We start from the raw sequence: 26223 nt of genomic DNA on the forward strand, positions 1-26223 counted from the left end.
AACAATATGAAATCTATCTAATGAGATTCTGAAATAAATTCAGAATGACAAATTAAGAAAAATAAAAATGTCATTGCGAGGACGAAAGACTATGCAAACTTTTTATTTGAAGAGATTGCCACGCTTCGCTCGCAATGACATTAACATTTACTTACTACTAGGAGGAGTCGTTGGTCTTACTTCAATCTTACTTGGCAAGGTTCTTGGATTCATTTTTAATAAATCTACAACCAATTCGCCTATATCTTCAATTTGAATTTTCCAAGCACCAGCTTCACTTGGTTCGTTACCATTAAAATGTGTAGACACTGAACCTGGCATTATCGTACTGACTTTGATACCGTATTTGCGCAAGTCTAACATTACAGCTTGTGTAAATCCTGTAACACCAAACTTACTAGCATTGTATGCAGAACCTCCTGCGAAGAAATTGGTTCCTGCTAAACTTGAAATTGTGATGTAATAGCCTTTGCTTTCTTTTAAAGCATCAACACTTGCTTTTATAGAATTGAAAACACCTGTTAAGTTGGTATCTATAACTGCGTTCCATTGCTCTACCGTTAAATCTTCGATACTTCCGAAGTGTCCTAAACCTGCATTAGCAACAACAAGATCTAACTGACCAAAAGCATCAAGCGTTGCTTTTACTGCTTTTTCCTGACTTTCTAATTGTCTTACATCGGCTTCAAGTCCGATTACATGGTTTTCTGAATTGGTTTTAGATGCTAGTTCTTTCGCCACTGCTTCCGTAGATTCTTGATCTCTTCCTGTTATAGCAACTTTGAATCCTTGGTTAAGTAATGCCTCGGCAATACCATAACCAATACCTTTAGTTCCACCTGTTATCAGTGCTACTTTACCTTCTAATATGCTCATCGTTTTATTTGTTTTTTGAATTCAATCAAAATTACAAAACCGAATGACCATGATGAAGTTTATAATGTTAGGAAAATGATAAAGTTCTGACAATACTTTGAATCACTTCGACTTCGCTCAGCGACCAATACATTCTGAGACGATAATGAGTAATATTATTTTTTAGGAGGATACTTAGCAAAAACTTTTTCAACCAAAGAATCAAAATAGGCTTGACGTTTTTCTGGTGAAGCATTTTCTCTGTAACTGCTTTCACTAACAGCTTGCCAGAATAAGCGCTCGTTTTGTTTTTTATCTACAAAATCGATAATGATCTGTCGTGTATTTTGGTTGCCACCAATAGGAATTCCTACAGAGACACCACCAAAACCGCCTCCGCCTCCACCACCTGCACCAACGCCAACAGTAGAGTTATTTCTATTCATTACATCTTCACTTTGTATATCGATATAAAAATCTGGATTTTCTGAGCGCGACATACCCATTGTTGCCAATTTTGCATCTATAGCACGCATCATACGTTTAGTATCTAACTGACTTAATCCTGTTTGCATGTCACTGAAATAGTCATACGTTTTGTACTTTGTAAAGTCTGTAGATTTCTCGTAATCATAGTTCACCACAGTACCACATGACGACACTAAGAGCAATAAGAATAGGTATTTTATAGTCTTCATTTTTTATTTTAAAGATACTTAAAAAATACCTTCTATATCAAGCTTGAAGTTATAGTAGGAAAATTTTAACTATTCTTCCTCAGAATCTGGCTCAACAACTTTAGTGAGTGAAGAAGAAATAATTCCGGTTGGTATGGCTACAATACCTAAACCTATTAAAAGTATAAAAAAGGTGAAAATTCTGCCACCAACTGTAATAGGATACACATCTCCATAACCTACAGTTGTTAAAGTAACGATAGACCACCAAAGGCTATCGAAAATTGAAGAAAAATGCTCTGGTTGCGCTTCGTTTTCAAAATAGTAAATGCCTATTGCTGCAAAATAAATAAGTACTAAAGTAACTCCCATAAAGAGAATTATTTGCTCTTTTGCCAATAGCATAGCTTTGGCAAAATGTCGCATTGCTCTGTTGTACCTTACCAACTTTAAAAGCCTAAAAAGTCTAAACATCCTCAACACTCTGAGAGAACGAAGATCTAAACCAAAAGACAAGTAAAAAGGTAGAATAGCGAACAAATCTATGAGCCCAAAAAAGCTAAAAATGAATTTTGGCTTGTTGTCTGCAACATAGATTCTAGCTAAATATTCTAATGTAAAGACTACCACACAAAATACCTCAATAGAATTGAGAATTACTTGGGTTTGCGGTTTTAAATTTGGAAGTGTTTCTACTGAAAATGTAATGACAGATAAGACAATTAAAAACTGAATAAACAACGCAAAACTCTTACTGAGCATATTGTCGTTATATTCTACAATGTTTTTAATAGTATCCTTCATAAACGCTTTATGAATTCAGCATTTTCCAAAGTTTGTCTTTCAGTTCAGTAAGTCCTTGCTGCGCTACAGATGAAATAAACATATACTCACATTCTAAATCCTTGTCTAAAATGGTAGACATTTCAGATTTTAATTCGTCATCGAGCATATCAGATTTAGAGATACAAACAAAACGCTCTTTATCTAACATTTCTGGATTGTAGCGTCTTAACTCATCTACTAAAATTTCGTACTGCTCAACAATATCTTTTGCGTCTGCAGGAATTAAAAATAATAAGATTGAATTACGCTCTATATGTCTTAGAAAGTAATAGCCAAGTCCTTTTCCTTCGGCTGCTCCTTCAATAATACCAGGAATATCTGCCATTACAAACGACTGAAAATCGCGATATTTCACAATACCCAAATTAGGCTTGAGCGTTGTAAACTCGTAATCTGCAATTTTTGGTTTTGCAGACGTTAACACAGACAGCAACGTTGATTTCCCTGTATTAGGAAAACCAACCAAACCAACATCTGCTAATACTTTTAACTCTAAAGTAATATCTCTTTCTTCCAGAGGAATACCAGGTTGCGCATAACGCGGAGTCTGATTTGTAGAACTCTTAAAATGCCAGTTACCACGACCACCTTTACCGCCTTCAGCAACGATTTTTTCTTCACCAGCTTCAGTGATTTCAAAGAGGATATTATTTGTTTCTGTATCTCGAACAACAGTTCCTAAAGGCACTTCAATAATAGCATCTTCTCCATCAGCTCCTGTACTTCTGCCAGAACTACCATGCTCACCATGACCTGCTCTAATGTGTCGCTTAAACTTAAGATGCAAAAGCGTCCATAGGTTTTCATTTCCTCTAATAATCACGTGACCTCCACGACCACCATCACCACCATCAGGTCCACCTTTGGCTATGTATTTTTCGCGATGTAAATGCGCAGAACCTTTACCTCCATTACCGGAAGAAACGTGCATTTTTACGTAGTCTACAAAATTTCCTTCTGTCATCTAAAGTTGAATGGTTTATTTGTTTAAGCGTTTATTTGATATTTTCTCAATGAATTAATCTTATTAGAAATTTTCAAAATATTACTTCTAAGATTATCATATTGAACTTCATCTATAAAGGCTAAACGTTTACAAATTTCAGTTTGACATAGAAGTTCCATTGTAGAACTAAATGCCATAGTAGAAAAATGTGCTTTATCTTTCTTTGTTATTCTTGATGTTCCTTCTGCTAAATTTGAAGAGATAGACACTGCTGATCTTTTCATTTGGCTAATTAATCCAAACTTCTCTTCTTTAGGAAATGAGCTAACTGTTTTGTAAATCAATTCAACCAAATCAATTGAGTCTTGCCAAACAGTTAATTTCTCAAATGAATGTTGATACATGTTGAACTTGTTTCAATTAAACCAATAAACAGTTAAACGAATAAACTTCTATAATTTATCAATCACAGCACTCAAACGCTCTGTGATATCTTCAATGCTACCTACACCATCAACACCGTAATATTTGTCTTGTGCAGAATAGTAATCTTTTAATATCGCTGTTTTGTCGTAGTATTCTTTTATACGGTTTCTTATGATACTTTCGTCTGCATCGTCAGCTCTTCCACTAGTTTCACCACGTTTTAGTAAACGCTCCACCAACACCTCATCATCAACTTCTAAGGCTACCATTGCATTAATTTGAGAATCTTTACTATCCATTAATTCATCTAGTGCTTTGGCTTGTGCATTTGTTCTCGGAAAACCATCAAAAATAAAACCGTTAGCATCGGCATTTTTTTCAACCTCTTTATTCAACATGTCAATTGTTACTTGATCTGGCACTAGCTCACCCTTGTCCATGTAAGACTTTGCCAACATACCTAAGGCAGTTTCGTTTTTAATGTTGTACCTAAATACATCTCCAGTTGAGATATGTACGAGATCGTATTTTTCTTTTAAGAAGTTTGCTTGTGTTCCTTTGCCTGCTCCTGGAGGGCCAAATAGCACGATGTTTGTCATGTGTTGTGTTGTTTTTAATTGGTATACATCTGGTAAATCTCTTCCTAAACCATCGTAATCTAATCCATAACCCACGATGAATTTATTCGGAATTTCTTTACCTATATAATGAAGTTTAAAATCTTTGTTATAAGCTTCAGGCTTGTAAAACAATGTCGCAATAAGAAGCTGCTTAACATTTTCGTTCTTAAAAATGCGATGCACCTCTTCAAGCGTATTACCTGAGTCTATAATATCTTCTAAAATAACAACCGTTCTACCTGTTAAATCTTGTGTTAACCCAATCAGTCTCTGAATGTCTTCGGTAGATTTAACTCCTTCGTAAGAAGCCAATTTTATAAACGTAACTTCACAAGGGTTTGGATATTTTTTTACGAAGTCACTCACAAACATAAACGACCCATTCATAATCCCAACAAACACAGGGATTTCATCTCCTATATCTGCAGCGATTTCATTGACCATTCGCTGTACTACACCATCAAGTTCATTTGCATTAACAAAAGGTTTGAAATATAAATCGTGAAGCTTAACAACCATGGCATTATTTTAGAAATGCAAAGATAATGAATTGATTGCCGTTTGCCGATTTTTTGAATTACGAATTTAACAGTATCTGCTATAATTAGCTTATTTTTGCATTGAATTAATGTTGAATCTTTAAAAATTTCCCTTTTACTTGGGAAGTAAACATGAACTACTTTTCTTCAAACTTTAAACTCGGCATTCTTGGTGGTGGACAATTAGGCAAAATGATGTTGTATCATACGCGAAAATACGACATACACACTTGCGTCTTAGACCCTAGCAAAGATGCACCTGCAAGATTAGCTTGTGATGAATTTTCGGTAGGCGATTTATTAGATTACAAAACGGTTGTTAACTTTGGAAAACAAGTTGATATCCTTACTATTGAAATTGAAAACGTAAACGTTGAAGCGCTTGAAACACTTGAAAAGGAAGGCGTAAAAGTTTATCCTTCTGCAAAGACCTTACGCACCATTCAAAATAAAGCAACTCAAAAACTATTTTATCGCGACCACGATATCCCAACGGCTGATTTTTCGAGATTTGCACATACATCTCAAATTGATGAAGCAGTAGATAATGGTGGATTAGAGTATCCGTTTGTTTGGAAAAGCGCACGATTTGGATACGATGGTCAAGGTGTAAAAGTTGTTAGACGTTACACAGACTTGGCAGATTTACCAAATGTTGAATGCATTGCAGAAGACTTAATCCCGTTTAAAAACGAACTGGCAGTCATTGTTGCAAGAAATAGCAAAGGCCATTTAAAAACATATCCTGTGGTTGAAATGGAGTTTCATCCTGAGGCCAATCAAGTTGAGTATGTAATTTGTCCGGCAAGAATTCCTGATAATATTGCTAAAAAGGCAGAACTTGTGGCCTTAAAAACTGCAGCCGCTTTTGAACATGTAGGACTTTTGGCTGTAGAAATGTTTCAAACTGAAAATGATGATATTATTGTAAACGAAGTAGCACCGAGACCACACAATTCTGGTCATTACAGCATAGAAGCAAGTTATACAGATCAATTTGAGCAGCACTTAAGATGTATTTTAGGATTACCACTCGGTAACACCGAAAGTAAAGTAGCTGGTGTTATGGTGAATTTGGTTGGTGCTGAAGACCACACAGGAAACGTACTTTACAAAAACATTGAAGACATTATGGCAATGGATGGTGTAACACCACACATTTATGGTAAAAAGCAAACTCGTCCGTTCCGTAAAATGGGGCATGTAACCATTGTAAATAAAGACATCAATAAGGCTAGAGCAATTGCCGAAAATGTAAAACAAACTATAGAAGTAATAAGTGAATAAAAATGTCACCTCGAGCGCAGTCGAGAGGTCATTCTAAAAAATTTATTTTCTATCTAAGAGGTCTCGACTGCGCTCGACCTCACATAAAATATATTATAAGCATGAGTAAAGTAGGAGTAATAATGGGAAGCAAAAGCGATTTGCCAGTAATGCAAGACGCTATAGATATATTAAAGGGATTTGATATCGAAGTAGAAGTTGATATCGTATCCGCACACCGCACACCTGAAAAATTATTCGATTATAGTAAAAATGCCCATACCAGAGGCATTAAGGTAATTGTTGCTGGTGCTGGTGGCGCTGCACATTTACCTGGCATGGTAGCTTCGCTATCGCCATTACCAGTAATTGGTGTACCTGTAAAAAGTAGTAATTCTATTGATGGTTGGGATTCTGTACTCTCTATTTTACAAATGCCAGGTGGAGTTCCTGTGGCGACTGTGGCATTAAATGGTGCTAAAAATGCTGGCATCTTAGCAGCTCAAATTTTAGGCAGTTCTGACCAGTGTATTTTAGATAAGGTAATCGTTTACAAAGAAGGCCTAAAAGCTAAGGTTATCGAGTCTGCAAAAGACCTATAAAAAAGCCTCAACTTTCGTCAAGGCTTTTTTCGCTATTAACCAATCCTTAAGAACAAAAAGTTCTTGTTCGTCAAAGATGGCACAAAGGTAATTAAACTTATTTAACTGATAAAAACGAACATCATAAAATAGCGTTAAAATTCACATTATCAACAATATACGTAAGAAAAATTAGACGATAAGACAATGACTATTCTAAATAAAACTTTTGATACTCAATACAATACAGCACCATTCTCAAAAATAAAAAATGAAGATTTTCTTCCGGCTTTTAAAATAGCTATTGAGAATGCTAAAAATGAGATTGATACGATTGTAAATAATACTGAATTACCAACTTTTAAAAACACTATTGAGGCTCTAGATTTTTCAGGTGAAGAATTAGATAGAATCTCCAGTATTTTCTTCAATTTAAATTCAGCTGAAACAAATGATGAGATTCAAAAAATCGCTCAAAAAGTCTCGCCAATTTTATCTGAATTCAGCAATGATATTACATTGAATGAAGATTTATTCAAGCGTGTAAAAGCTGTTTACGATTCTAAAAGCGACTTAGAATTAACAACAGAACAAGAAACACTTCTGGATAAAAAATATAAAAGTTTCTCTAGAAATGGTGCTAATTTACCTGAAGACAAAAAAGAAAAATTACGTGCTATTGACAAAGAATTAAGTCAGCTAAAACTAAAATTTGGTGAACACATTTTAGCAGAAACTAATAAGTTTGAAATGCTTCTTACCGATGAAAATGATCTTTCGGGATTACCAGAAGGAGCAAAAGAAGCAGCAAAACAACTGGCTGAAAGCAAAGGTAAAGATGGCTGGCTAATCACTTTAGATTATCCTAGTTACATCCCTTTTATGACTTATGCCGATAATCGTGAACTTCGTGAAAAACTATCCAAAGCTTTTGGCAGCAAAGGATTTCATAACGACGACTTAGACAACCAAGATATTGTTTTAAAAATTGCTAATCTTCGTTTTGAGCGTGCTCAACTTTTAGGTTATAATACCCATGCTCACTTTGTTTTAGAAGAGCGCATGGCAGAAACACCTGAGAAAGTTAATGCTTTTTTAAACGAGTTACTAGATAAAGCAAAACCAGCGGCACAAGAAGAGTTTGAAAAACTTGAAGCTTTTGCAAAAGAAATTGATAATATAGATCGATTACAAAAATGGGATTCGGCTTACTACTCAGAAAAATTGAAACAAAAATTATTTGATTTGGATGATGAAAAACTAAAGCCATATTTCAAATTAGAAAATGTTATTAATGGTGCTTTTACTGTTGCCAATAAATTATTCGGACTTCAGTTTGAAGAAATTAATACCATAGATAAATATCATGAAGATGTTTTAACCTATAAAGTTACAGATAGTGAAGGCGAATTGGTTTCTATATTTTATGCCGACTTTTTCCCAAGATCCGGAAAACGTAATGGTGCCTGGATGACCTCTTACAAACCGCAAATGATAAAAAATGGTGTTAACGAGAGACCTCACGTATCTATCGTTTGTAATTTCACCAAACCAACAAAGAGTAAACCTTCGTTATTAACCTTCAATGAAGTTACGACTTTGTTTCACGAATTTGGACACGCACTACATGGTATGCTAGCCAATACCACCTATCCTAGCCTTTCTGGCACAAGCGTGTATTGGGACTTTGTAGAATTACCAAGTCAGGTTTTAGAAAATTGGTGTTACGAAGAAGAATCTCTAAAACTCTTTGCTACGCATTACGAAACCGGAGAAGTGATTCCGATGGAACTCGTTGAAAAGATAAAAGCATCAGCAACTTTCCATGAAGGTATGCAAACCTTACGCCAGCTGAGTTTTGGAATGCTAGATATGAGCTGGCATGGTATAGATCCAACAGCAATTACAAACGTAAAAGCACATGAAGTTGAAGCTTTTGGCGCAACAAAACTATATCCTGATGTCGAGGAAAACTGCATGAGTACAGCTTTTGCTCATATTTTTCAAGGAGGTTATTCTTCTGGCTACTACAGCTACAAATGGGCTGAAGTTTTAGATGCAGATGCGTTTGAATATTTTAAACAAGAAGGCATTTTCAATAAAACGGTTGCCAATAAATTTAAAATCTTTGTATTGTCTCAAGGTGGTACAGAAAACCCAATGACATTATATAAAAAGTTTAGAGGGCAAGAACCTCAACCTGAAGCGTTGTTACGACGTGCTGGGTTGATAAAATAAGCACAAACTTATTTCGTTTTAGTACTTCATGAAGTTTCTAAAACTCATAGGGCACATCTCATTTATAGCACTCTTAACCTTACTAACCCAAGTTGGAGGATTATTATGGTTAATGAGTGTTTTTATTGCTGTAAAACTTCAAAAAAGAAAACGGTATGTTTTCCCGATAGTATATCTTGCCTATAATCTAATTATTGTTCCAAGTGTAGCTCCTTATTTTGGAAGAACAAAACTCCCTGTTATAAAAAGTGCACTTAAGCCTCAAAACCTTATTTATCCGTTATTGTTTAGAAATTACGTAGACAATGAGCTTTATGATGTTTTACAACAATCAACAGCAGATTTGGCTCACTTCGGTATTAAAACAACTTACTTAGATGCTAATTTCCCTTTTTTAAATGGGTTTCCGCTATTTCCTCATCTTAGTCATAATGACGGAAAGAAAATAGATATCGCATTTATGTATTTAGAAAATAACAACAAAACAGACCAAAAACCCTCGTTTATGGGTTATGGCGCTTTTATAGATGATACAAACCCTACTACTAATCAGTGTAAAAAACAAGGCTATTGGCAATATGACTTAACAAAATACTTATCGCCAGATAAAAATGATGCACTCCAATTAGATAAAGAAAACACTAAAACGCTTATTCAAGGGTTGTTTTACAGAAATAAAAACTCAAAAATTTTCATAGAACCTTATCTAAAAAAAGAATTAGGACTTAGCAAATATGACAAAATCAGATTTCATGGATGCCAAGCTGTAAGGCATGACGACCATATACATTTTGAAATTAAATAGCTAAGCTAATATTTCAACATCTTAACCGTTCGGCTGTAACTACCAGAACTAATTTTTACAAGATAAACACCTGTGTTTCTTAACTGGAGATTGTGAGTGGTTTGAGAAGTAATATTTAAGGTTTTATCAACTACTTTTTTACCAAGCACATCGTAAACTGCGATCTCATATTGTGCCGCACTGTTAAAGGTGATTGTTCCATTTCCGACGCTTACTTCATTAGTTTTATTAAACGTATAAACTGATAAAACTGCCGAACCAAAACCATAATCACTACCCTTTAAATCACCTGATTGACGTGACTGGTCAGAGTTGGTGATTAAAAAATACCAATCAAAAACTTCAGTACCCGAAGGAATTGTAGTTGTGTTTAACATAGGCTCTTCTAAATACGTCCTAGTGGCTGGGTTAAAAGTCGCCACATAATACCCTAAAACGGCATCGTAAGTTAAAGGAATCAGTGTGGACACATCAGAAAAATCATCATGATAATCCCAAGTCAATGGATCTGCATCGGTTTGCAAACCTGTATATAAATACAAATTAGGGTCACTTAAAGGGTCAAAAACTGAATAGTCACCCAACTCACCATATTTAAAGGTAATAGTACCAGAATTTATATCACATGGATTTGGAACAAGCTCTATTTGGGCTTGGCTTATTCCGAACACAAGTAACATTAGAAATAGTAGTTTTGTTTTCATATTTAAGGCTATTTTAATCTAAGATAATAAATTCTTTTCAAAATAAACTTTCAATAATTATTGAAAGTTTAAAATTTACTATATCTTTGTGATATGGAATATGTAGAAGCAAAAGAAAAATTTATTAGTACTTGGGGAAGTTTAGGCACACTTTGGGGCATCAATAAAGCGATGGCTCAGATACAAGCTTTGCTTTTTATTTCTACGAAGCCATTATCTATGGAAGAGATTATGGAAGAACTTAAAATCTCTCGTGGTAACACCAGCATGAACTTGAGACAACTTATAGATTGGGGAATTGTAACTAAGGTTTTAGTAAGTGGTGAACGTAAAGAGTTTTTCACAACAGAAAAGGATGTACAAGAACTCGCTCGCATTATTACCAAAGAACGTAGCCGTAGAGAAATAAAACCTGTAATCAAAGTTTTAGAGGAGGTCTCCTCTATTAACGATGATGGCACGGAAAAAACAAAGGAATTGATTAAACAAACAAAAGCTTTAAAGGAACTGACAGACGATTTGGATACATTAATGAACAAATTAGTAAACCAAAAACAAAACTGGTTAACAAAGTCTGTTTTAAAACTAATGAAGTAGACTATTTTTTTAAACCATACTTTCAATATTTTTTGAAAGTTTTAAAACAACAGAATTATGAAAAAATTATATAACATTAACAAATGGTTAGTCATAATTACGCTTCTCCTCTACTTAACTATTTATTTAGGGATGTTATTTCAGATGGTTTTAGGTGTTGGTCAGGTGCTCATGAGTTTATACATGCTTTATAATTACAATAAGCTTGAAAAGCAGATAAAATTTCTTTTCAACATTTATTTAGTATCAGTCGTAACTATACTTTCAGTTATTGCCTTTGGAAAAATTATAAGCACAGGCTTTATAACCATACATCTCGTAATACCAATGCTCATTGCTTTTTTCCATTTATATATCACCTATAAAATTCAAAAATCATGAACAAAAATCTAAAGACACCTTTTGGAAAAATTGATTTTTCATGGAGAAAAACGCTTTGGTTATACACAATGATATTCCCAATCTTATTTATTGATTTCTCATCGATTGAATGGCAAGATTTAGCTTTAAACATTTTAATCTTGTTCTTAACTATAGGTATAGGTCACTCTGTCGGTTTACATAGAGGCATCATTCATAAATCCTACAAAACAAGTAACACATTTAGAAAAATCAGCCTCTATCTTTTTGTATTAACAGGATTGGGAAGTCCATTGAATTGGTTAAAACAGCATTATTTTAGAGACTATTGGCAAAACAGAAATGATTGCCCTAGATATTTTCAATATAAACATTCTTTGTTCACAGATTACTACTGGAATCTTCATCTAACTTTTATTCCAAAAGATTTAGCACGTTATCAAATTCCAGAAGAGGATTTAAACGATTCAACTATACTTTGGCTGCATAAAACATGGCAATTACATTATATAATCCTTATGCTCCTACTATATTTTCTTGTTGGTTTTAACAGCATGCTTATTGCAACATGTTTACGAACATCAATCATAATTCTTGGCCACTGGTATATTGGCTACGCATCACATAAATACGGTTACTCTAGACATAAAATAAACGGTGCAGACGAGAGTGGTTATAATGACATATTCCTTGGTCTAATATCTTTTGGAGAAGGTTTTCACAACAACCATCACTCTTATCCTGCGTCAGCTAAATTTTCTTCAAAATGGTATGAAATCGATTTTGGATGGATGATAGTGTGGCTATTAAAAAAGTTAAAAATAATTACATCCGTAAAAACACAAAAAGGGAATTTAAAATCTACTGCTATAGCTTACGATTCTACAAATTGGAAATTACCAAAACTATAACATCATGAAAACACAAACCATACCTTACACAAATTACGCAGAACAAAATCGAATAGAAATGGTAGACTTCTATAACGAAGCTACCGAAGATTACGAGTTTTGGAGTAGTGATTATAATATGCATTTTGGGTATTTCATTCCGTTTAAAACAAATCCTTTTAAGCGCGATTCCATGCTAAATGAAATGAACAACCAAGTCACAAAAAGACTAAACATAGATAAAACTAAAAACAGACTTATAGACTTAGGCTGTGGTATGGGAGCTACAATGCGGTATGCATTAAAACACTACAAAAACGTAATAGCTTACGGAGTAACGTTATCTGATTTTCAGGTCAAAAAAGGAAATGAATTATTAAAAGGTAAAAACTGCATCATACTCAAAGAAAATTATAACAACACCTCTTTTCAATCTGGCTCATTTGACTCTGCTATAGCGATTGAAAGCTTCTGTCATTCTGGTCACAACCTTAATTCGCTTAAAGAAATGCATAGACTTTTAAAACCAGGCGGACGCTTTGTTATGGCTGATGCTTTTCTTAAAAAAGACAGATCTCAACTTTGTAAAGGCGGTAAATTTGCCTACAATAAACTTTGTAATCATTGGAGTCTAGAAAAATTGGAAACTCATCACTTCATCAAACAAAGCTTAGAACACATAGGTTTTACAGACATAAAAATTGAAGATGTGTCATTTAAAGTTGCTCCATCTGTACTTCATGTGCCTTTTGCCATTGCTGGTTTTATTTTAAAAAAGTTATTGAGATTTAAAAGTCTTAAAAGAGAAAGCCTTCATAATTTAAAAGGTTCTTTCTACGCACTTTTGTCTGGTTTACACCTGAAAAGTTTTGGATATTATATCATTAGTGCTACTAAACGTTAGGAAAATGTGCAGACATATTTTAGGTCTTAATTTTTTAACCTATTTTTGACTTAGCAATGAGAATGAAAAATGGCTAAGCATCAATTAAATCCAAATAACTGGATTGATTTGTATTCAGATTACCTATTCAATTATACCATCTCTAGAGTTAACGATAGAGTCATGGCCCAAGACTTGGTTTCTGAAACTTTTTTAGCTGGTCTAAAATCCATGAAAAATTTTAAAGGAGAAGCAAGTGAGCGCACCTGGTTGGTCTCTATTCTCAAACGAAAAATCATAGATTATTATAGAAAAATTAATTCTAACAAAGGTAAAGCTGAAGTTAGAATGACCTACAACAATGATTCTGAATCTGAAGGCGATTGGCTAGAAGAACGTGTAGCCGACCCATTTGATAAAACCGCTGAGGATAAAATTGAGAATACTGAACTAGGTAATGCTATCTATGATTGTTTATCAAAACTACCTGAAAAGCAAGCTGAGGTTTTTAAGATGAAAACGATTTTGGGTTATGACACCGAAACGATTTGTAATGAATTAAACATTACTGCGTCTAACCTTTGGGTACTAATACACAGAGCAAGAACAGCATTAGCAGATTGCATGGAAGAAAACTGGTTTTAAGGATAAAATGAAAAAAAGTTTTTTATTTATAAGTTGCGAAGAAGCTAAACACATTTGTGATAAAACACAATATGGTGAAGCAACTGGTTGGGAGCGTATTAAGTTGGCTTTAAGACTTTCTTGGTGTCGAATTACAAAAGCCTATTCTAATAAAAACAACAAATTAACAGACGCTATAGAACATTCTGAAATTGATTGTTTAAAGAATGATGAACGTAGTAAAATAAAACAACAATTCGAAAAAGAATTAGCTAAGCGCCAATAAAACTAACAGCCATATTATTGGCAGGCTTTCTACCCAAAGTGCACTGTAATATTTAGATTGATTTTTGTGAGCAAACAATACAAAAATTAGCGTTACACTCGTTATCACTGCATTTGCAATTACATTCTCACTACTTATTTCATCTTTAATATATTCTAAGAAGAAAAATACTAGCAGTAATAAAACCCCTATTATTTTAGTGTTCTTTACACCTATGCGCTGAGGGATTGTAGCTAGTTTCAAACTATCATACATAAGGTCTCTAATCTCAAAAGGGAGCATCAGTACAATCACAAGAAGGAAACGTTGTACACCAGTTGTTGCCACATTCGTATTTATGTGATAATCCTTTTCAATTAATGGTAAAAAAACCGTTGTAAATACCCAAACAAAAGCAATGACATAGATTTTCAAACCACTTATTTGTCTCAAATTTTTATGATTATCCCTAAAATATCGCATGGGTAATAGAGGTACAGCATAAAGAAAAGTTACAAGCCCAAAAATCGAAAGATATATTAAAGAATCGGTATTCAGTTTTATGGCATAATAACACATTCCTACAAAAGCAATAAATGAAAATATCTGAATTGTCTTTAGCCATGTAGCCAAACTTCTATGATGAAATTTTGCAACACCAAAATATTTCACAAAATTATAGCCAGTAATCGTTGCATAAAAAACAAAAGAAAGTATGACTTTGTCGTTATGTATTTCAAATTGAATAAGCGTTACCCAAGTCATAGCTACTACGGCAAAGGCCACATGAATACTACTATTGATGTAAAAATTTAATATATGCTTAAGTATACGCATTAAACAAAAATAACTAATGTGTTAATAACCCAGCTTTTCAGTTAAAAACTTTAAGTCTTAGTACAGAATAAAATAGTCGTTTTCCGTATTTTTGCATATCAAAAAAATTAGCAGAATAAAGAATGGACACAACCGCTTTTGCACTTAGACACATTGGCCCAAACCAAGACGAACAAAAAGCTATGCTAAACACCATTGGTGCTACAAGTATAGAGCAACTAGTTTCAGAAACTATACCTGCAGGTATTAGACTAAAAAAAGACTTAGATCTAGAGCCTGCAATGAGCGAGCAAGAATATCTTAGCCACATTTACAAACTATCTCAGCTAAACAAAGTTTTTAAGTCTTACATTGGTCTAGGATACCACCCTTCTAATTTACCTGCTGTTATTCAACGCAATATTTTAGAAAATCCAGGTTGGTATACAGCATACACACCATACCAGGCAGAAATTGCCCAAGGACGTTTAGAAGCATTATTGAATTTCCAAACCATGGTTATTGACCTAACAGGCATGGAAATTGCAAATGCATCACTTTTAGATGAAAGTACTGCCGCAGCTGAAGCTATGAGTTTACTGTTTGCGGTTAGAGATCGTGCTCAGAAGAAAGCTGGTGTCAACAAATTCTTTGTTTCAGATTTAGTACTACCACAAACAATTGCCTTACTAGAAACAAGAGCCAATCCAATTGGTATTGAGCTAGAAATAGGTAATGAAGCAGAGTACAACTTATCCGAAGATTATTTTGGTGCACTTCTGCAATATCCTGGTAAAAATGGACAAATCACTGACATAAAATCTTTTATAGAAAAAGCCAATTCGCAAAATATAAAAGTTGCTGTTGCCGCTGACATCTTAAGTTTAGTTAAATTAGAAGCACCAGGGAAGTTTGGTGCTGATGTTGTTGTTGGTACTACACAACGTTTTGGTATACCTATGGGGTATGGTGGTCCACACGCAGCTTATTTTGCTACTAATGAGGCGTATAAACGTGATGTTCCTGGGCGTATTATAGGGGTAACAAGAGACACTGATGGCAATAGAGCCTTACGTATGGCGTTACAAACCAGAGAGCAACATATTAAAAGAGACAAAGCAACCTCTAACATTTGTACAGCTCAGGTATTACTAGCAGTTATGGCAGGAATGTATGCAGTGTATCATGGACCAAAAGGCCTAGAGTTTATAGCAAATAAAGTTCAGAACACAACAGCAACATTAGCCTCTGCTTTAGAAAAATTGGGCTTAGAACAAGTGAACTCTCACTTTTTTGATACACTTCAAATAAAGGCAGATCCTGTAAAGGTAAAGTACGAAGCAGAAAAGAAAGAAGTCAATTTCTACTATCCAGATAACAACACTGTTACAATAGCTATAAACGAGACGACAACAATTTCAGACTTAAATGAAATTATTTCAATTTTTGAAGCTGTAACAGAAACAACTACAGAAGAGATTGTATCAATTTCTGAAGCTGATACAGTTCCAGATCACTTAAAGCGCCAATCAGAATTTTTAACTTTTGACATTTTCAATACTTACCATTCTGAAACAGAATTAATGCGCTACATCAAAAAATTAGAGCGTAAAGATTTGGCATTAAATCACTCTATGATTTCACTAGGTTCTTGTACTATGAAGCTTAACGCTGCTTCAGAAATGTTACCACTTAGTTGGCCAAGTTGGGGCAATATGCACCCATTTGCACCAAAAGAACAAGCTGCCGGTTATCAACTTATGCTAAACACATTAGAAAACCAGCTTACAGAAATCACTGGCTTTGCCGCAACATCCTTACAACCAAACTCTGGTGCTCAAGGTGAATTTGCGGGACTTATGGTGATAAAAGCCTATCACGAATCTCGTGGAGATCACCATAGAAATATTTGCTTAATTCCATCGTCTGCTCACGGAACAAACCCTGCAAGTGCTGTTATGGCAGGCATGAAAGTTGTTGTAACAAAAGCATCTGAAGATGGTAATATTGATGTAGATGATTTAAGAGAAAAAGCTGAATTGCATAAGGATAATCTTTCTGCATTAATGGTAACTTACCCATCAACTCACGGCGTTTACGAATCTGCAATTAAAGAGATTACACAGATTATTCATGATAATGGCGGACAAGTGTATATGGATGGTGCCAATATGAATGCACAAGTTGGTTTAACCAATCCTGGTAATATCGGTGCAGATGTATGTCACCTTAACTTACATAAGACCTTTGCTATTCCTCACGGTGGTGGTGGACCTGGTGTTGGCCCAATTTGTGTTGCAGAACAATTGGTACCATTTTTACCAGGAAATCCTATCATAAAAACAGGAGGTCATCAAGCAATCTCAGCCATATCAGCTTCACCTTTTGGATCTTCATTGGCTTGCATCATTTCTTATGGATACATTACAATGCTAGGCGCCAAAGGCTTAAAGGAAGCAACGGAAGTAGCCATTCTTAATGCCAATTACATTAAAGAGCGTTTAGAAGGCTATTACCCAACGCTATATACAGGTGAAAACGGAAGAGCGGCACATGAGATGATTATTGACTGCCGTGACTTTAAGTCCAAAGGCATTGAAGTTACTGACATCGCAAAGCGTTTGATGGATTATGGTTTCCATGCACCAACAGTGTCATTTCCAGTTGCAGGTACTATGATGATAGAACCTACAGAAAGTGAAAGTAAAGCGGAAATGGATCGTTTTTGTGATGCTATGATTTCTATTAGACAAGAAATTGACCTAGCATCTAAAGACGAACCTAATAACGTGCTGAAAAACGCACCACATACATTAGAAATGCTAACTTCAGATGAATGGTTATTACCTTACAGTCGTGAGGCTGCAGCTTTCCCACTAGAATTTATTAGAGACAATAAATTCTGGCCAAGTGTAAGACGTGTGGACGATGCTTATGGAGACAGAAACTTAATTTGTAGCTGTGCACCAATTGAAGATTTTGTTGAAGCTTAGTTTTTATAAACATAAATTAAAAAAGTGCTCGTATTGAGCACTTTTTTTATGGTATTTACAATAGAATTTAGGATAATTGAGAATTTAAAAAAAATATCGTTTTTACTCAGTTAATTTATTCTCATGTATGAGAGTTTAACTAGTTTAGTAAATTAATAGCAAATTTTGAGGTATGGGAATTAAAATCACAGGTACAGGAAGCTATATTCCTAAAGGGATTGAAAAAAATGAAGATTTTCATCAACATGAATTTTTAAATACTGACGGATCAAAAATTAATCATCCAAACGAAGTTATTGTAGAAAAATTCAAAGCCATTACTGGTATTGTTGAACGTCGTTATGCAGATAATCAATTAGTAGCTTCGGACATTGGTTTTCTAGCAGCTCAAAAAGCTATTGATGATGCCAACATCAATCCTGAAACAATAGATTATATTATTTGTGCTCATAATTTTGGAGACGTAAAAGCCAATACCATTCAGAGTGATATTTTACCATGTTTAGCTTCACGTATTAAACACAGACTTCGCATCAAGAATCCTAAGTGCGTTGCTTACGATATTTTATTTGGTTGTCCTGGTTGGGTAGAAGGAGTTATACAAGCACAAGCATACATTAAGGCTGGTATGGCAAAACGCTGTCTTGTTGTTGGTGCAGAAACGCTTTCTCGCGTGGTCGATAAACACGACAGAGATTCTATGATATACTCTGATGGTGCTGGTGCTAGTATTGTTGAAGCTACAGAAGATGATGGCGGAATTTTAGCTCACGAATCTGCCTCATTTACTTACGATGAAGCTTACTATTTATTCTTCGGAAATTCTAACAATAAAGATCTTTGTCCAGATACACGCTATATAAAAATGCATGGACGCAAAATCTATGAATTTGCATTAACCAACGTAGCTCAAGCTATGAAAGATTGCTTAGAAAAAAGTGGTGTTGACGTTTCTGAAGTAAAGAAAGTACTCATCCATCAGGCAAATGAAAAAATGGATGAAGCTATTATAAAACGTTTCTACAGACTTTTTAAAGCGAAGGCTCCAGAGGGTATTATGCCTATGAGCATTCATAAATTAGGAAATAGTTCTGTGGCAACTGTCCCTACCCTTTTCGATTTAATACGAAATAATAAACTCGAAGACCACCAAATCAATAAAGGAGATGTTATTATATTTGCAAGTGTTGGCGCAGGTATGCATATTAATGCCGTTGTTTACAGATATTAATAAAACTATTACCGCTGTTGCGGAAATGTAATGTACGAAAAAACATATCCTAACAAGCGATTTAAACTCACTCTTCTGTTTTTAAAAAAACATATTTCAACATCTGAAACGATTTTAGATTTAGGTGTTAAAAATCCATTTTCAAAAGTTATGCTTTCTGAAGGCTATACTGTTGAAAACACCAAAGGCGAAGACCTTGACGAAGACCGTTCTACAATAGAAAATTCTTCTGCCGATGTTGTTACTGCGTTCGAAATTTTTGAACACTTACTTTCTCCTTACGAGGTTTTAAAATCTATTAAGTCTAAAAAACTTGTCATTAGCGTTCCTCTAAGATTATGGTTTGCTTCAGCGTACAGAAGTAAAACCGATAAATGGGACAGACACTACCATGAGTTTGAAGATTGGCAACTCGATTGGTTATTAGAAAAAACAGGCTGGAAAATTATTGACCGACAACAATGGACCAATCCTGTAAAAAAATTCGGTATTAGACCGCTTTTAAGACACTTTACAAATCGGTATTATATTATCTACGCTGAAAGAATTTCCGGATAGAATTCTTTAGATTTGAAATTTAGAATTTAGATATTGAATTTCTACATCGTCATACCAGCTCATAACGAAGAGGCCTTTATTAGCAAAACACTAGAGTCATTAGTAAAGCAAACACTTTTGCCTAAAAAGTTGGTTGTGGTTAATGATAATTCTACTGACGAAACAGAAGCAATAGTAGAAAGTTTTACAAAAATGCATCCTTGGATTTCTCAGGTAATTTCAAAATCGTCAGATCAGCATTTACCTGGTTCTAAAATTATAAATGCCTTTTATAAGGGCTTTGAAACTTTAGATGACAACTATGATGTGATTTGTAAGTTTGATGCAGACCTTATTTTTCCGGATAATTATTTAGAAACGCTGGCTAATCATTTTAGTAAAAACCCCAAACTTGGTATGGCTTCTGGTTTTTGTTACATCGAAAAAGACAACCAATGGATTCTTGAAAACCTTACCAATAAAGATCATATTAGAGGTGCTTTAAAAGCTTATCGTAAAACCTGTTTTAATCAAATTGGGCAACTAAAACCTTCTATGGGTTGGGATACTGTAGATGAGTTATTAGCAAAATTTCATGGTTGGGACATTCTAACAGACGAATCACTTCATGTAAAACACCTGAAACCTACAGGACAATCTTACAACAAGGCTTCTAAATACCTGCAAGGGGGTGCGATGTATAAAATGCGCTATGGTTTCTGGATTACTTTAATTTCTGCTATAAAATTAGCGTCGAAGAAAGACAGCTTTAGATTATTCAAAGATTATATGGCTGGTTATTTTAAAGCTAAATCCTCAAAAACTGAATTTCTGGTTTCTAAAGATGAAGGTAAGTTTATTAGAGATTTGCGCTGGGAAGGGATAAAATCAAAATTCAAACTATAGCTAAACTTTAAGCATTCTCTAGACTGACATTTTATTAAAAACTCCACTTTTTATAACTGCTTGATGCTTCTATTTTGTTTTCGATAGTATCATCTAATTCTGGGAAGAAATCTATTCCTGTTAATTTTTCAACCTCATCTACAGATACCACAAACTTATACAATGGCAAATCTGAGTCTTTATGATTCAGCAGAAAAGCCAATACTTTGGGGTTTCCGTTGGTATTATCCAAAACAATTTTATAAAACTGATTTGGCACAGCAACACGCTCTTCGCCTATTGTTTTTAGACCGTCTTTTAAAATTCCTCCAGTAACCACAAAAACACCATCGTACTTTTTAGCCCAATACCTTACTTTCTGTTCTAATCTGTTCCATACACCAGCATTAAATTGATGTTCTTGCGGACTAATATTACTGGTTAAAAAAGTTTCATCATGTGCAGTTTTACTAAACCTACGATCTCCTGCTGGACAAAGGTGTCCTCTATCGTAACCCGATTGCTTATAATTTCTCCAATGTGCTGCTCCACTTTTTACAGCGTTATCAATTTCAAAATATGGCCGTTTGTGATTTGTAGAACTCAAATGAGAGGACTTAAGTTCATATGCTACCCACTCTGCTTGTTCGTATGGCTCATTATACGATAATGAATAATTTTGATGATGTACAATTTGTCCTGTAGTACTAGTCGGTAAAAAGTATTCGTTGGTTTCTGTTTTGGGTTGTTTACCTTCTTCTATTACAGCCGATTTTTCTTCAGAATTAAGGTAATGCTCAAAAACATAAATAGCCACCACTATCGTAATGGCTATTATGGAATATAATCGTTTTTTGTTCAAAATAAAGCTTAATCTATTACAAAACCTAAAGGCTGACCTGTAGCACCATTAGGAAAACTTATACCTAACAATGCAGAAATCGTAGGTGCAATATCTGGTATCACTGTTTTATCAAAGGTTTCACCTTTCTTAATACCTGCACCAAAAAAGATTAACGGTACATGTGTGTCGTAGTTTAAACCACTACCGTGTGTAGAACCTGTTCTACTGTAAGCTATATGGGCAATATCATCAACTACAATAACATCACCAGAACGTTTTTGGTTAAATCCGTTTTGCAACAAGGCTTCAATACCAGTAGTAAAGTTTGTGCTGTTCATTGCTGTTGCAGTATACACCTTTGCAATGTTAGAATAACTGATTTGCTCATCTACCAAGGCTTGCTCAACATCATGAAAATTTAAGTTTAACTCTTTAAGCTTTGCTTTATTTAAAAACACTTGGTTATTACTTATGTTTTCTACAATATCTGTTGTGCCGTAAGTATTGGTTAAAAACTTATTGAACTTCTCTTTTCTAGAATTATAATCTAAGTAACCTGCTGGAATTTTTACTGATTGCAAATACGCAGGTACATCTACTGCTCCATGATCTGCTGTGAGAAAAACAGTGTACTCGCCTTCGCCTACATTCTCATCTAAATAATTAAAGAAACGTTCTAAATCTCTATCTAGTCTTATGTATGTATCTTCTACTTCTTTTGAATTTACACCAAAATTATGACCTACATAATCTGTTGAAGAGAAACTTACGGCTAAAACATCTGTATCATTGTCTTGTCCTAATGCTTCTCCTTCTATTGCTGCTATCGCAAAGTCCATAGTTAAACTATTACCATAGGCTGTTGCCTTTAAAATATCGTAACCACCATTTTCTTCTTTTAACGCTGCTAAGTCGTATGGAAAGGTCGCGGTTTCCTTTCCTTTAAAACCGCCTTCAAAATTGTTGAGATCTGATCCACTTTCTATATAAGTTTCTATTGGCTCATATGTATCCCAAACTTTAAGATAAGATTCAACAGCATCAGAGTCGTTAAAATCTTTTACCCATTCTGGTAAATTAGTTCTATAAAATGTACTTGTAATCCATACGCCTTCATTCTTTCCATAAAACCAATAAGCTGCATTTGCTGTATGGCCTGCTGGCAATATTGCACCTCTATCTTTTATAGCTATGCCTATTGTTTTTCCTCGCATTTGTGTAAACAGTCTATTCTCGTCTGCAACACTTGTGGTTAACATTCTGTGTGGAGACATTTTACCTGCCCAACTATCCGTACCTACAGATTCTACGTCATCATCTTGAGCACAATAGACAGACTTTTTAATATCTTTATCATACCAATTGTTTGATATTATACCATGGTATTTTGGTGTTGTACCTGTATAAACAGAAGCGTGCCCAGGCCCAGTGTATGTTGGCACATAATTAAAATGATTGTTTTTACAATTAAAACCTTCATTTATCATCCGGATGAAACCACCTTCTCCAAACTTAGATTCAAAACGTGTGAGATAATCATAACGCATTTGATCTACAACAATACCAACAACTAATTTTGGTCTCGAGGAAGAAACTTTATCTGTATTTAGAATTGAATTATTATTAGACTCTTGTTGGGCGCCACATGAGTAAATTAACGCTGCGAATAGGAATAAAGTAAGGTATTTTTTCATGATTAATATACAGTTATTCTAGTGTTCAAAAATACGGTTTTCTGTGTATCTTAATTTAAATTAACATTAATAAACTCATCTTTTTTCATACTTTAGCACTAAGAAATTCTTGCATGAAGTACCTTCATAATATTGGCACTTATTTTATAATGATAAAGGATATGTTTCGAAGACCTACCAAATGGTCTGTATTAAAAACATTAATCCTTAAAGATATTGATGACCTTATCATTGGTTCGCTAGGTATTGTAGCTTTCATTGCATTTTTTGTTGGTGGCGTTGTAGCTATTCAGACCTCATTGAATATAAGCAATCCCTTAATCCCAAAATACCTAGTAGGTTTTGCGACTCGGCAATCTATAATTTTAGAGTTTGCACCCACTTTTATTTCCATAATTATGGCCGGAAAAGTAGGTTCTTTTATTACTTCTAGTATCGGAACCATGCGTGTTACAGAACAGATTGATGCTTTAGAAGTAATGGGTATTAATGCTATTAACTATTTGGTATTTCCCAAGTTTATAGCCTTAACTTTATATCCTTTTGTGATTTCAATTGCTATGTTTTTGGGAATCCTTGGTGGTTTAGCTGCTTGTGTTTACGGTGGTTATGGAACTTTAGAAGATTATATTGAAGGTGTTCAAAATGACTTTATACCCTTTCATATGGCATATGCCTTCATAAAAACTATGGTTTTTGCTTTTATATTGGCGACAATTCCTTCGTTTTATGGCTATTTTATGAAAGGTGGTGCTTTAGAAGTTGGAAAGGCAAGTACAACCTCTTTTGTGTGGACTAGTGTCGTCATCATTCTACTCAACTTTTTATTAACCAGTTTACTTTTAGGCTAATGATAGAAGTTAAAGACTTACATAAATCGTTTGGTGATGCTCATATTTTAAAGGGTATTTCTACGACGTTTGATAAAGGCAAAACCAATCTCATCATTGGGCAAAGTGGGTCTGGTAAAACTGTATTTTTAAAATGTCTACTTGGTCTTTTTGAATACGAAAAAGGAAGCATTTCTTACGATGGTAAGGTTTTTAGTAATTTAAGTAGAGACGAACGAACAGAGTTACGTTCTGAGATTGGCATGGTGTTTCAAGGCAGTGCACTTTTTGATTCTATGACAATCGCAGAAAATGTGATGTTTCCTTTACGAATGTTTACCAAGCAGAATAAAAGTGAAATGGAAGACAGAGTAGATTTTGTTTTAAAACGTGTAAACCTTGACAATGCACATCATAAAATGCCAAGCGAAGCTTCTGGTGGTATGCAAAAACGTGTCGCTATTGCGAGAGCTATTGTAAATAATCCGAAATATTTATTCTGTGACGAACCAAACTCTGGATTAGACCCAAAAACTGCTATTGTTATTGACAACCTCATCCAAGAAATTACTGACGAATACCAAATAACTACAGTTATTAACTCTCACGATATGAATTCTGTTATGGAAATTGGTGAGAAAATTGTCTTTCTTAAAGATGGGCATAAAGAATGGGAAGGCTCTAAAGACACTATCTTTAGAACAGATAATGAAGCTGTTACCAACTTTGTCTATTCCTCGGAGCTCTTTAAAAAAGTGCGAAAAATGTACCTTGATGGAAATCAGTAGCACAATTTTACCTATCTCTTTTTATTTTTATCTTTTCTGTTTTCAACTCGTTTTTTAACCAAGCTAACAGTTCAGTATCTTTAGCTAACATTAAACTGTCATTGATACTTTCCTTCCACCTTATATTAGCGATCGTCATTGTATCAATATTTTTAAAATCGTTAGACTCTAACATTTTAGCATAACCAAAATACTCTAAATCGTTAAATCTAATTTTGGCGTCCTTTGCAAGTAGCATAAAGGAATTGTTGTCTAATAAGTTACTTTTTTTACTAAAAATTGCTTTTAAGGTATCAAGTTCAGATTGCCTAACCAGTAAAAGGCTATCGCGTTGCTCAATTGAAATTAGTGCTTTGTTATAGAGATCCATTAAGCGCTCCGTACTTACGTTTTTGTTTCCATTGATAACCAAATCAAAATCACTTATGTTTTTATAACCACTAAGCTCTTTTCTTAAATCACTCTCAGTTGCATCAGTTATTTCACCATTAAAATAAAGAGTTATTCTCTTTTTTTCAGGTTCTATTTTTTGTCGTTGTAACCATAGTGACTCATTTTCTTCAATTTCATACTTTAAAAACTGCTCATAATCACTACCCATTTGACTCTCTCTAAGTACAATAACAAAAGTATAAATAGGCCATGCCATTACTATAATTGCTATTAACAGTGCTAGTTGGGAAATTCGCTTACGCTTTTTGGAATTGGCATACTTTAACATTGGAAAACGAAGCACCTTCAAAACAATAAATGTTGCAAGTGCAATAAATATAGTATTGATACCAAAAAGATACATCGCCCCACCAAAATAATCCCAATTACTTTTGGCTAGACCATAACCTGCAGTGCATAATGGAGGCATTAAGGCAGTGGCTATTGCAACACCAAAAATTACTGAAGCTATTGTTCCTTTTTTTGTTCGTGCAATAATTAATGCCAAACCACCAAAAAAGGCTATTAGAACATCCCTTATATCTGGTTTTGTCCTTCCTAATAGTTCAGAGGTATCCTCACTTAAAGGAAAAAATTTAAAGAATAGCCAAGCCGTCAACAAACTCAAAATAATCATTACAGCAAGGTTTATCATAGATTTTTTGAGAGTATCAATATCGTTTATTGCAATTGATAAACCAACACCCAAAATTGGACCCATTAGAGGAGAAATTAACATGGCACCAATCACTACAGCTGTAGAATTGGCATTTAGCCCAACCGAAGCCACCATAATGGAACATACTAAAATCCAAGCTGTGGCACCTTTAAATGGTATATCAGCTTTAATAGCTGCAATAGTAGCATCCCTATCTGTATCGTCTCTAAAATCTAGAAGCTCGCTCAAAAAATTTGAAATACTCGCAAATAAACCTTGTGCGTCCTTCTTTACGGCTTCCTTTTTTTCTTCAACGGCAGCCTCTTTATTCATTTCGTTTGTTACTCTTGAGTTTTCTTCCTCAGAAAAATTGAATTTATTTTCGTTACTCAT

27 protein-coding genes are annotated in these 26223 nt (G+C 34.4%); 16 read left to right on the forward strand and 11 right to left on the reverse strand.

Annotated features, from left to right (window positions below; translation table 11 throughout):
* Positions 1-147 precede the first annotated feature (147 nt).
* From FC091_RS13845 to FC091_RS13870, 6 genes are all read right to left on the reverse strand, one after another.
* Positions 148-876 carry an SDR family oxidoreductase gene (locus tag FC091_RS13845; protein WP_138434853.1) on the reverse strand — a complete coding sequence of 243 codons (729 nt, stop codon included), beginning with the start codon at positions 874-876 and terminating at the stop codon, positions 148-150.
* A gap of 155 nt (positions 877-1031) precedes the next feature.
* Positions 1032-1553 carry a DUF4136 domain-containing protein gene (locus FC091_RS13850; protein ID WP_138434854.1) on the reverse strand — a complete coding sequence of 174 codons (522 nt, stop codon included), beginning with the start codon at positions 1551-1553 and terminating at the stop codon, positions 1032-1034.
* 69 nt (positions 1554-1622) lie between these two features.
* Complete coding sequence (locus FC091_RS13855; protein ID WP_138434855.1) at positions 1623-2336, reverse strand: ion transporter; 714 nt, start codon at positions 2334-2336, stop codon at positions 1623-1625.
* 7 nt (positions 2337-2343) lie between these two features.
* Positions 2344-3342 (reverse strand): GTPase ObgE, encoded by a 999-nt coding sequence (obgE, locus tag FC091_RS13860; RefSeq protein ID WP_138434856.1) that lies wholly within the window; start codon positions 3340-3342, stop codon positions 2344-2346.
* Between the two features lie 23 nt (positions 3343-3365).
* Complete coding sequence (locus tag FC091_RS13865) at positions 3366-3728, reverse strand: four helix bundle protein (RefSeq protein ID WP_076620271.1); 363 nt, start codon at positions 3726-3728, stop codon at positions 3366-3368.
* A 48-nt stretch (positions 3729-3776) separates the two neighbouring features.
* Entirely contained in the window at positions 3777-4889 is a 1113-nt protein-coding gene (locus FC091_RS13870) for an adenylate kinase (RefSeq protein WP_138434857.1), read from the reverse strand.
* A 152-nt stretch (positions 4890-5041) separates the two neighbouring features.
* Between FC091_RS13870 and FC091_RS13875 the strand changes: the two genes are divergently transcribed.
* The 4 genes from FC091_RS13875 (at position 5042) to FC091_RS13890 (ending at position 9799) form a co-directional block, all read left to right on the forward strand.
* Positions 5042-6196 carry a 5-(carboxyamino)imidazole ribonucleotide synthase gene (locus FC091_RS13875; RefSeq protein ID WP_138434858.1) on the forward strand — a complete coding sequence of 385 codons (1155 nt, stop codon included), beginning with the start codon at positions 5042-5044 and terminating at the stop codon, positions 6194-6196.
* A 101-nt stretch (positions 6197-6297) separates the two neighbouring features.
* Positions 6298-6777 carry a 5-(carboxyamino)imidazole ribonucleotide mutase gene (gene purE / locus FC091_RS13880; RefSeq protein ID WP_076620265.1) on the forward strand — a complete coding sequence of 160 codons (480 nt, stop codon included), beginning with the start codon at positions 6298-6300 and terminating at the stop codon, positions 6775-6777.
* 186 nt (positions 6778-6963) lie between these two features.
* On the forward strand, positions 6964-8994 hold the full coding sequence (locus FC091_RS13885; RefSeq protein WP_138434859.1) for a M3 family metallopeptidase: 2031 nt from the start codon (positions 6964-6966) through the stop codon (positions 8992-8994).
* 28 nt (positions 8995-9022) lie between these two features.
* Positions 9023-9799, forward strand: coding sequence for a hypothetical protein (locus tag FC091_RS13890; protein WP_138434860.1), 777 nt, complete (start codon positions 9023-9025; stop codon positions 9797-9799).
* A 5-nt stretch (positions 9800-9804) separates the two neighbouring features.
* Here FC091_RS13890 and FC091_RS13895 read toward each other — a convergent pair whose 3' ends face one another.
* Entirely contained in the window at positions 9805-10503 is a 699-nt protein-coding gene (locus FC091_RS13895; RefSeq protein ID WP_138434861.1) for a T9SS type A sorting domain-containing protein, read from the reverse strand.
* Positions 10504-10596: 93 nt separating this feature from the next.
* Between FC091_RS13895 and FC091_RS13900 the strand changes: the two genes are divergently transcribed.
* The 6 genes from FC091_RS13900 to FC091_RS13925 all read left to right on the forward strand — a co-directional run bounded on the left by FC091_RS13900 (position 10597) and on the right by FC091_RS13925 (position 14143).
* Positions 10597-11100: a GbsR/MarR family transcriptional regulator gene (locus tag FC091_RS13900; protein WP_138434862.1), complete on the forward strand. Its 504-nt coding sequence runs from the start codon at positions 10597-10599 to the stop codon at positions 11098-11100.
* 57 nt (positions 11101-11157) lie between these two features.
* Positions 11158-11481 carry a hypothetical protein gene (locus FC091_RS13905; RefSeq protein ID WP_138434863.1) on the forward strand — a complete coding sequence of 108 codons (324 nt, stop codon included), beginning with the start codon at positions 11158-11160 and terminating at the stop codon, positions 11479-11481.
* Positions 11478-12371 (forward strand): fatty acid desaturase, encoded by an 894-nt coding sequence (locus FC091_RS13910; RefSeq protein WP_138434864.1) that lies wholly within the window; start codon positions 11478-11480, stop codon positions 12369-12371. The genes FC091_RS13905 and FC091_RS13910 overlap by 4 nt, the downstream gene beginning before the upstream one ends.
* Before the next feature lie 4 nt (positions 12372-12375).
* A complete protein-coding gene (locus FC091_RS13915) occupies positions 12376-13254 on the forward strand; it encodes an SAM-dependent methyltransferase (RefSeq protein ID WP_138434865.1) in 879 nt (292 codons plus the stop codon).
* Between the two features lie 69 nt (positions 13255-13323).
* Positions 13324-13878, forward strand: coding sequence for a sigma-70 family RNA polymerase sigma factor (locus tag FC091_RS13920; protein ID WP_138434866.1), 555 nt, complete (start codon positions 13324-13326; stop codon positions 13876-13878).
* A gap of 7 nt (positions 13879-13885) precedes the next feature.
* Positions 13886-14143 carry a hypothetical protein gene (locus FC091_RS13925; protein ID WP_138434867.1) on the forward strand — a complete coding sequence of 86 codons (258 nt, stop codon included), beginning with the start codon at positions 13886-13888 and terminating at the stop codon, positions 14141-14143.
* On the opposite strand, the gene FC091_RS13930 is transcribed toward FC091_RS13925, so the two are convergent.
* A complete protein-coding gene (locus FC091_RS13930) occupies positions 14126-14959 on the reverse strand; it encodes a UbiA prenyltransferase family protein (protein WP_138434868.1) in 834 nt (277 codons plus the stop codon). The two genes, FC091_RS13925 and FC091_RS13930, sit on opposite strands and share 18 nt — an antisense overlap.
* Before the next feature lie 122 nt (positions 14960-15081).
* Between FC091_RS13930 and gcvP the strand changes: the two genes are divergently transcribed.
* The 4 genes from gcvP to FC091_RS13950 all read left to right on the forward strand — a co-directional run bounded on the left by gcvP (position 15082) and on the right by FC091_RS13950 (position 20605).
* A complete protein-coding gene (gene gcvP, locus FC091_RS13935) occupies positions 15082-17931 on the forward strand; it encodes an aminomethyl-transferring glycine dehydrogenase (RefSeq protein WP_138434869.1) in 2850 nt (949 codons plus the stop codon).
* Between the two features lie 172 nt (positions 17932-18103).
* On the forward strand, positions 18104-19162 hold the full coding sequence (locus tag FC091_RS13940; protein WP_138434870.1) for a 3-oxoacyl-ACP synthase III family protein: 1059 nt from the start codon (positions 18104-18106) through the stop codon (positions 19160-19162).
* A 30-nt stretch (positions 19163-19192) separates the two neighbouring features.
* On the forward strand, positions 19193-19720 hold the full coding sequence (locus tag FC091_RS13945) for a methyltransferase domain-containing protein (RefSeq protein WP_138434871.1): 528 nt from the start codon (positions 19193-19195) through the stop codon (positions 19718-19720).
* A gap of 33 nt (positions 19721-19753) precedes the next feature.
* A complete protein-coding gene (locus tag FC091_RS13950) occupies positions 19754-20605 on the forward strand; it encodes a glycosyltransferase family 2 protein (protein ID WP_138434872.1) in 852 nt (283 codons plus the stop codon).
* Positions 20606-20639: 34 nt separating this feature from the next.
* Here FC091_RS13950 and FC091_RS13955 read toward each other — a convergent pair whose 3' ends face one another.
* Entirely contained in the window at positions 20640-21446 is an 807-nt protein-coding gene (locus FC091_RS13955; protein ID WP_138434873.1) for a DNA/RNA non-specific endonuclease, read from the reverse strand.
* Positions 21447-21454: 8 nt separating this feature from the next.
* The gene (pafA, locus tag FC091_RS13960) at positions 21455-23122 is read right to left on the reverse strand and encodes an alkaline phosphatase PafA (protein ID WP_138434874.1); all 1668 of its coding nucleotides are present in this window, start codon (positions 23120-23122) and stop codon (positions 21455-21457) included.
* Between the two features lie 113 nt (positions 23123-23235).
* Between pafA and FC091_RS13965 the strand changes: the two genes are divergently transcribed.
* A complete protein-coding gene (locus FC091_RS13965) occupies positions 23236-23973 on the forward strand; it encodes an MlaE family ABC transporter permease (RefSeq protein WP_138434875.1) in 738 nt (245 codons plus the stop codon).
* Complete coding sequence (locus tag FC091_RS13970) at positions 23973-24740, forward strand: ABC transporter ATP-binding protein (protein ID WP_138434876.1); 768 nt, start codon at positions 23973-23975, stop codon at positions 24738-24740. Before FC091_RS13965 ends, FC091_RS13970 begins: the two co-directional genes overlap by 1 nt.
* 7 nt (positions 24741-24747) lie before the next feature.
* On the opposite strand, the gene FC091_RS13975 is transcribed toward FC091_RS13970, so the two are convergent.
* Entirely contained in the window at positions 24748-26223 is a 1476-nt protein-coding gene (locus tag FC091_RS13975) for a DUF389 domain-containing protein (RefSeq protein ID WP_138434877.1), read from the reverse strand.

It is taken from the genome of Winogradskyella algicola, from assembly GCF_005869935.1.
Lineage (GTDB): Bacteria > Bacteroidota > Bacteroidia > Flavobacteriales > Flavobacteriaceae > Winogradskyella > Winogradskyella algicola.

Coding starts and splice junctions, on each gene's coding strand:
- FC091_RS13845 (WP_138434853.1), bottom strand. CDS start 876: ATGAGCATATTAGAAGGTAAAGTAGCACTGATAACAGGTGGAACTAAA.
- FC091_RS13850 (WP_138434854.1), bottom strand. CDS start 1,553: ATGAAGACTATAAAATACCTATTCTTATTGCTCTTAGTGTCGTCATGT.
- FC091_RS13855 (WP_138434855.1), bottom strand. CDS start 2,336: ATGAAGGATACTATTAAAAACATTGTAGAATATAACGACAATATGCTC.
- obgE (WP_138434856.1), bottom strand. CDS start 3,342: ATGACAGAAGGAAATTTTGTAGACTACGTAAAAATGCACGTTTCTTCC.
- FC091_RS13865 (WP_076620271.1), bottom strand. CDS start 3,728: ATGTATCAACATTCATTTGAGAAATTAACTGTTTGGCAAGACTCAATT.
- FC091_RS13870 (WP_138434857.1), bottom strand. CDS start 4,889: ATGGTTGTTAAGCTTCACGATTTATATTTCAAACCTTTTGTTAATGCA.
- FC091_RS13875 (WP_138434858.1), top strand. CDS start 5,042: ATGAACTACTTTTCTTCAAACTTTAAACTCGGCATTCTTGGTGGTGGA.
- purE (WP_076620265.1), top strand. CDS start 6,298: ATGAGTAAAGTAGGAGTAATAATGGGAAGCAAAAGCGATTTGCCAGTA.
- FC091_RS13885 (WP_138434859.1), top strand. CDS start 6,964: ATGACTATTCTAAATAAAACTTTTGATACTCAATACAATACAGCACCA.
- FC091_RS13890 (WP_138434860.1), top strand. CDS start 9,023: ATGAAGTTTCTAAAACTCATAGGGCACATCTCATTTATAGCACTCTTA.
- FC091_RS13895 (WP_138434861.1), bottom strand. CDS start 10,503: ATGAAAACAAAACTACTATTTCTAATGTTACTTGTGTTCGGAATAAGC.
- FC091_RS13900 (WP_138434862.1), top strand. CDS start 10,597: ATGGAATATGTAGAAGCAAAAGAAAAATTTATTAGTACTTGGGGAAGT.
- FC091_RS13905 (WP_138434863.1), top strand. CDS start 11,158: ATGAAAAAATTATATAACATTAACAAATGGTTAGTCATAATTACGCTT.
- FC091_RS13910 (WP_138434864.1), top strand. CDS start 11,478: ATGAACAAAAATCTAAAGACACCTTTTGGAAAAATTGATTTTTCATGG.
- FC091_RS13915 (WP_138434865.1), top strand. CDS start 12,376: ATGAAAACACAAACCATACCTTACACAAATTACGCAGAACAAAATCGA.
- FC091_RS13920 (WP_138434866.1), top strand. CDS start 13,324: ATGGCTAAGCATCAATTAAATCCAAATAACTGGATTGATTTGTATTCA.
- FC091_RS13925 (WP_138434867.1), top strand. CDS start 13,886: ATGAAAAAAAGTTTTTTATTTATAAGTTGCGAAGAAGCTAAACACATT.
- FC091_RS13930 (WP_138434868.1), bottom strand. CDS start 14,959: ATGCGTATACTTAAGCATATATTAAATTTTTACATCAATAGTAGTATT.
- gcvP (WP_138434869.1), top strand. CDS start 15,082: ATGGACACAACCGCTTTTGCACTTAGACACATTGGCCCAAACCAAGAC.
- FC091_RS13940 (WP_138434870.1), top strand. CDS start 18,104: ATGGGAATTAAAATCACAGGTACAGGAAGCTATATTCCTAAAGGGATT.
- FC091_RS13945 (WP_138434871.1), top strand. CDS start 19,193: ATGTACGAAAAAACATATCCTAACAAGCGATTTAAACTCACTCTTCTG.
- pafA (WP_138434874.1), bottom strand. CDS start 23,122: ATGAAAAAATACCTTACTTTATTCCTATTCGCAGCGTTAATTTACTCA.
- FC091_RS13965 (WP_138434875.1), top strand. CDS start 23,236: ATGAAGTACCTTCATAATATTGGCACTTATTTTATAATGATAAAGGAT.
- FC091_RS13970 (WP_138434876.1), top strand. CDS start 23,973: ATGATAGAAGTTAAAGACTTACATAAATCGTTTGGTGATGCTCATATT.
- FC091_RS13975 (WP_138434877.1), bottom strand. CDS start 26,223: ATGAGTAACGAAAATAAATTCAATTTTTCTGAGGAAGAAAACTCAAGA.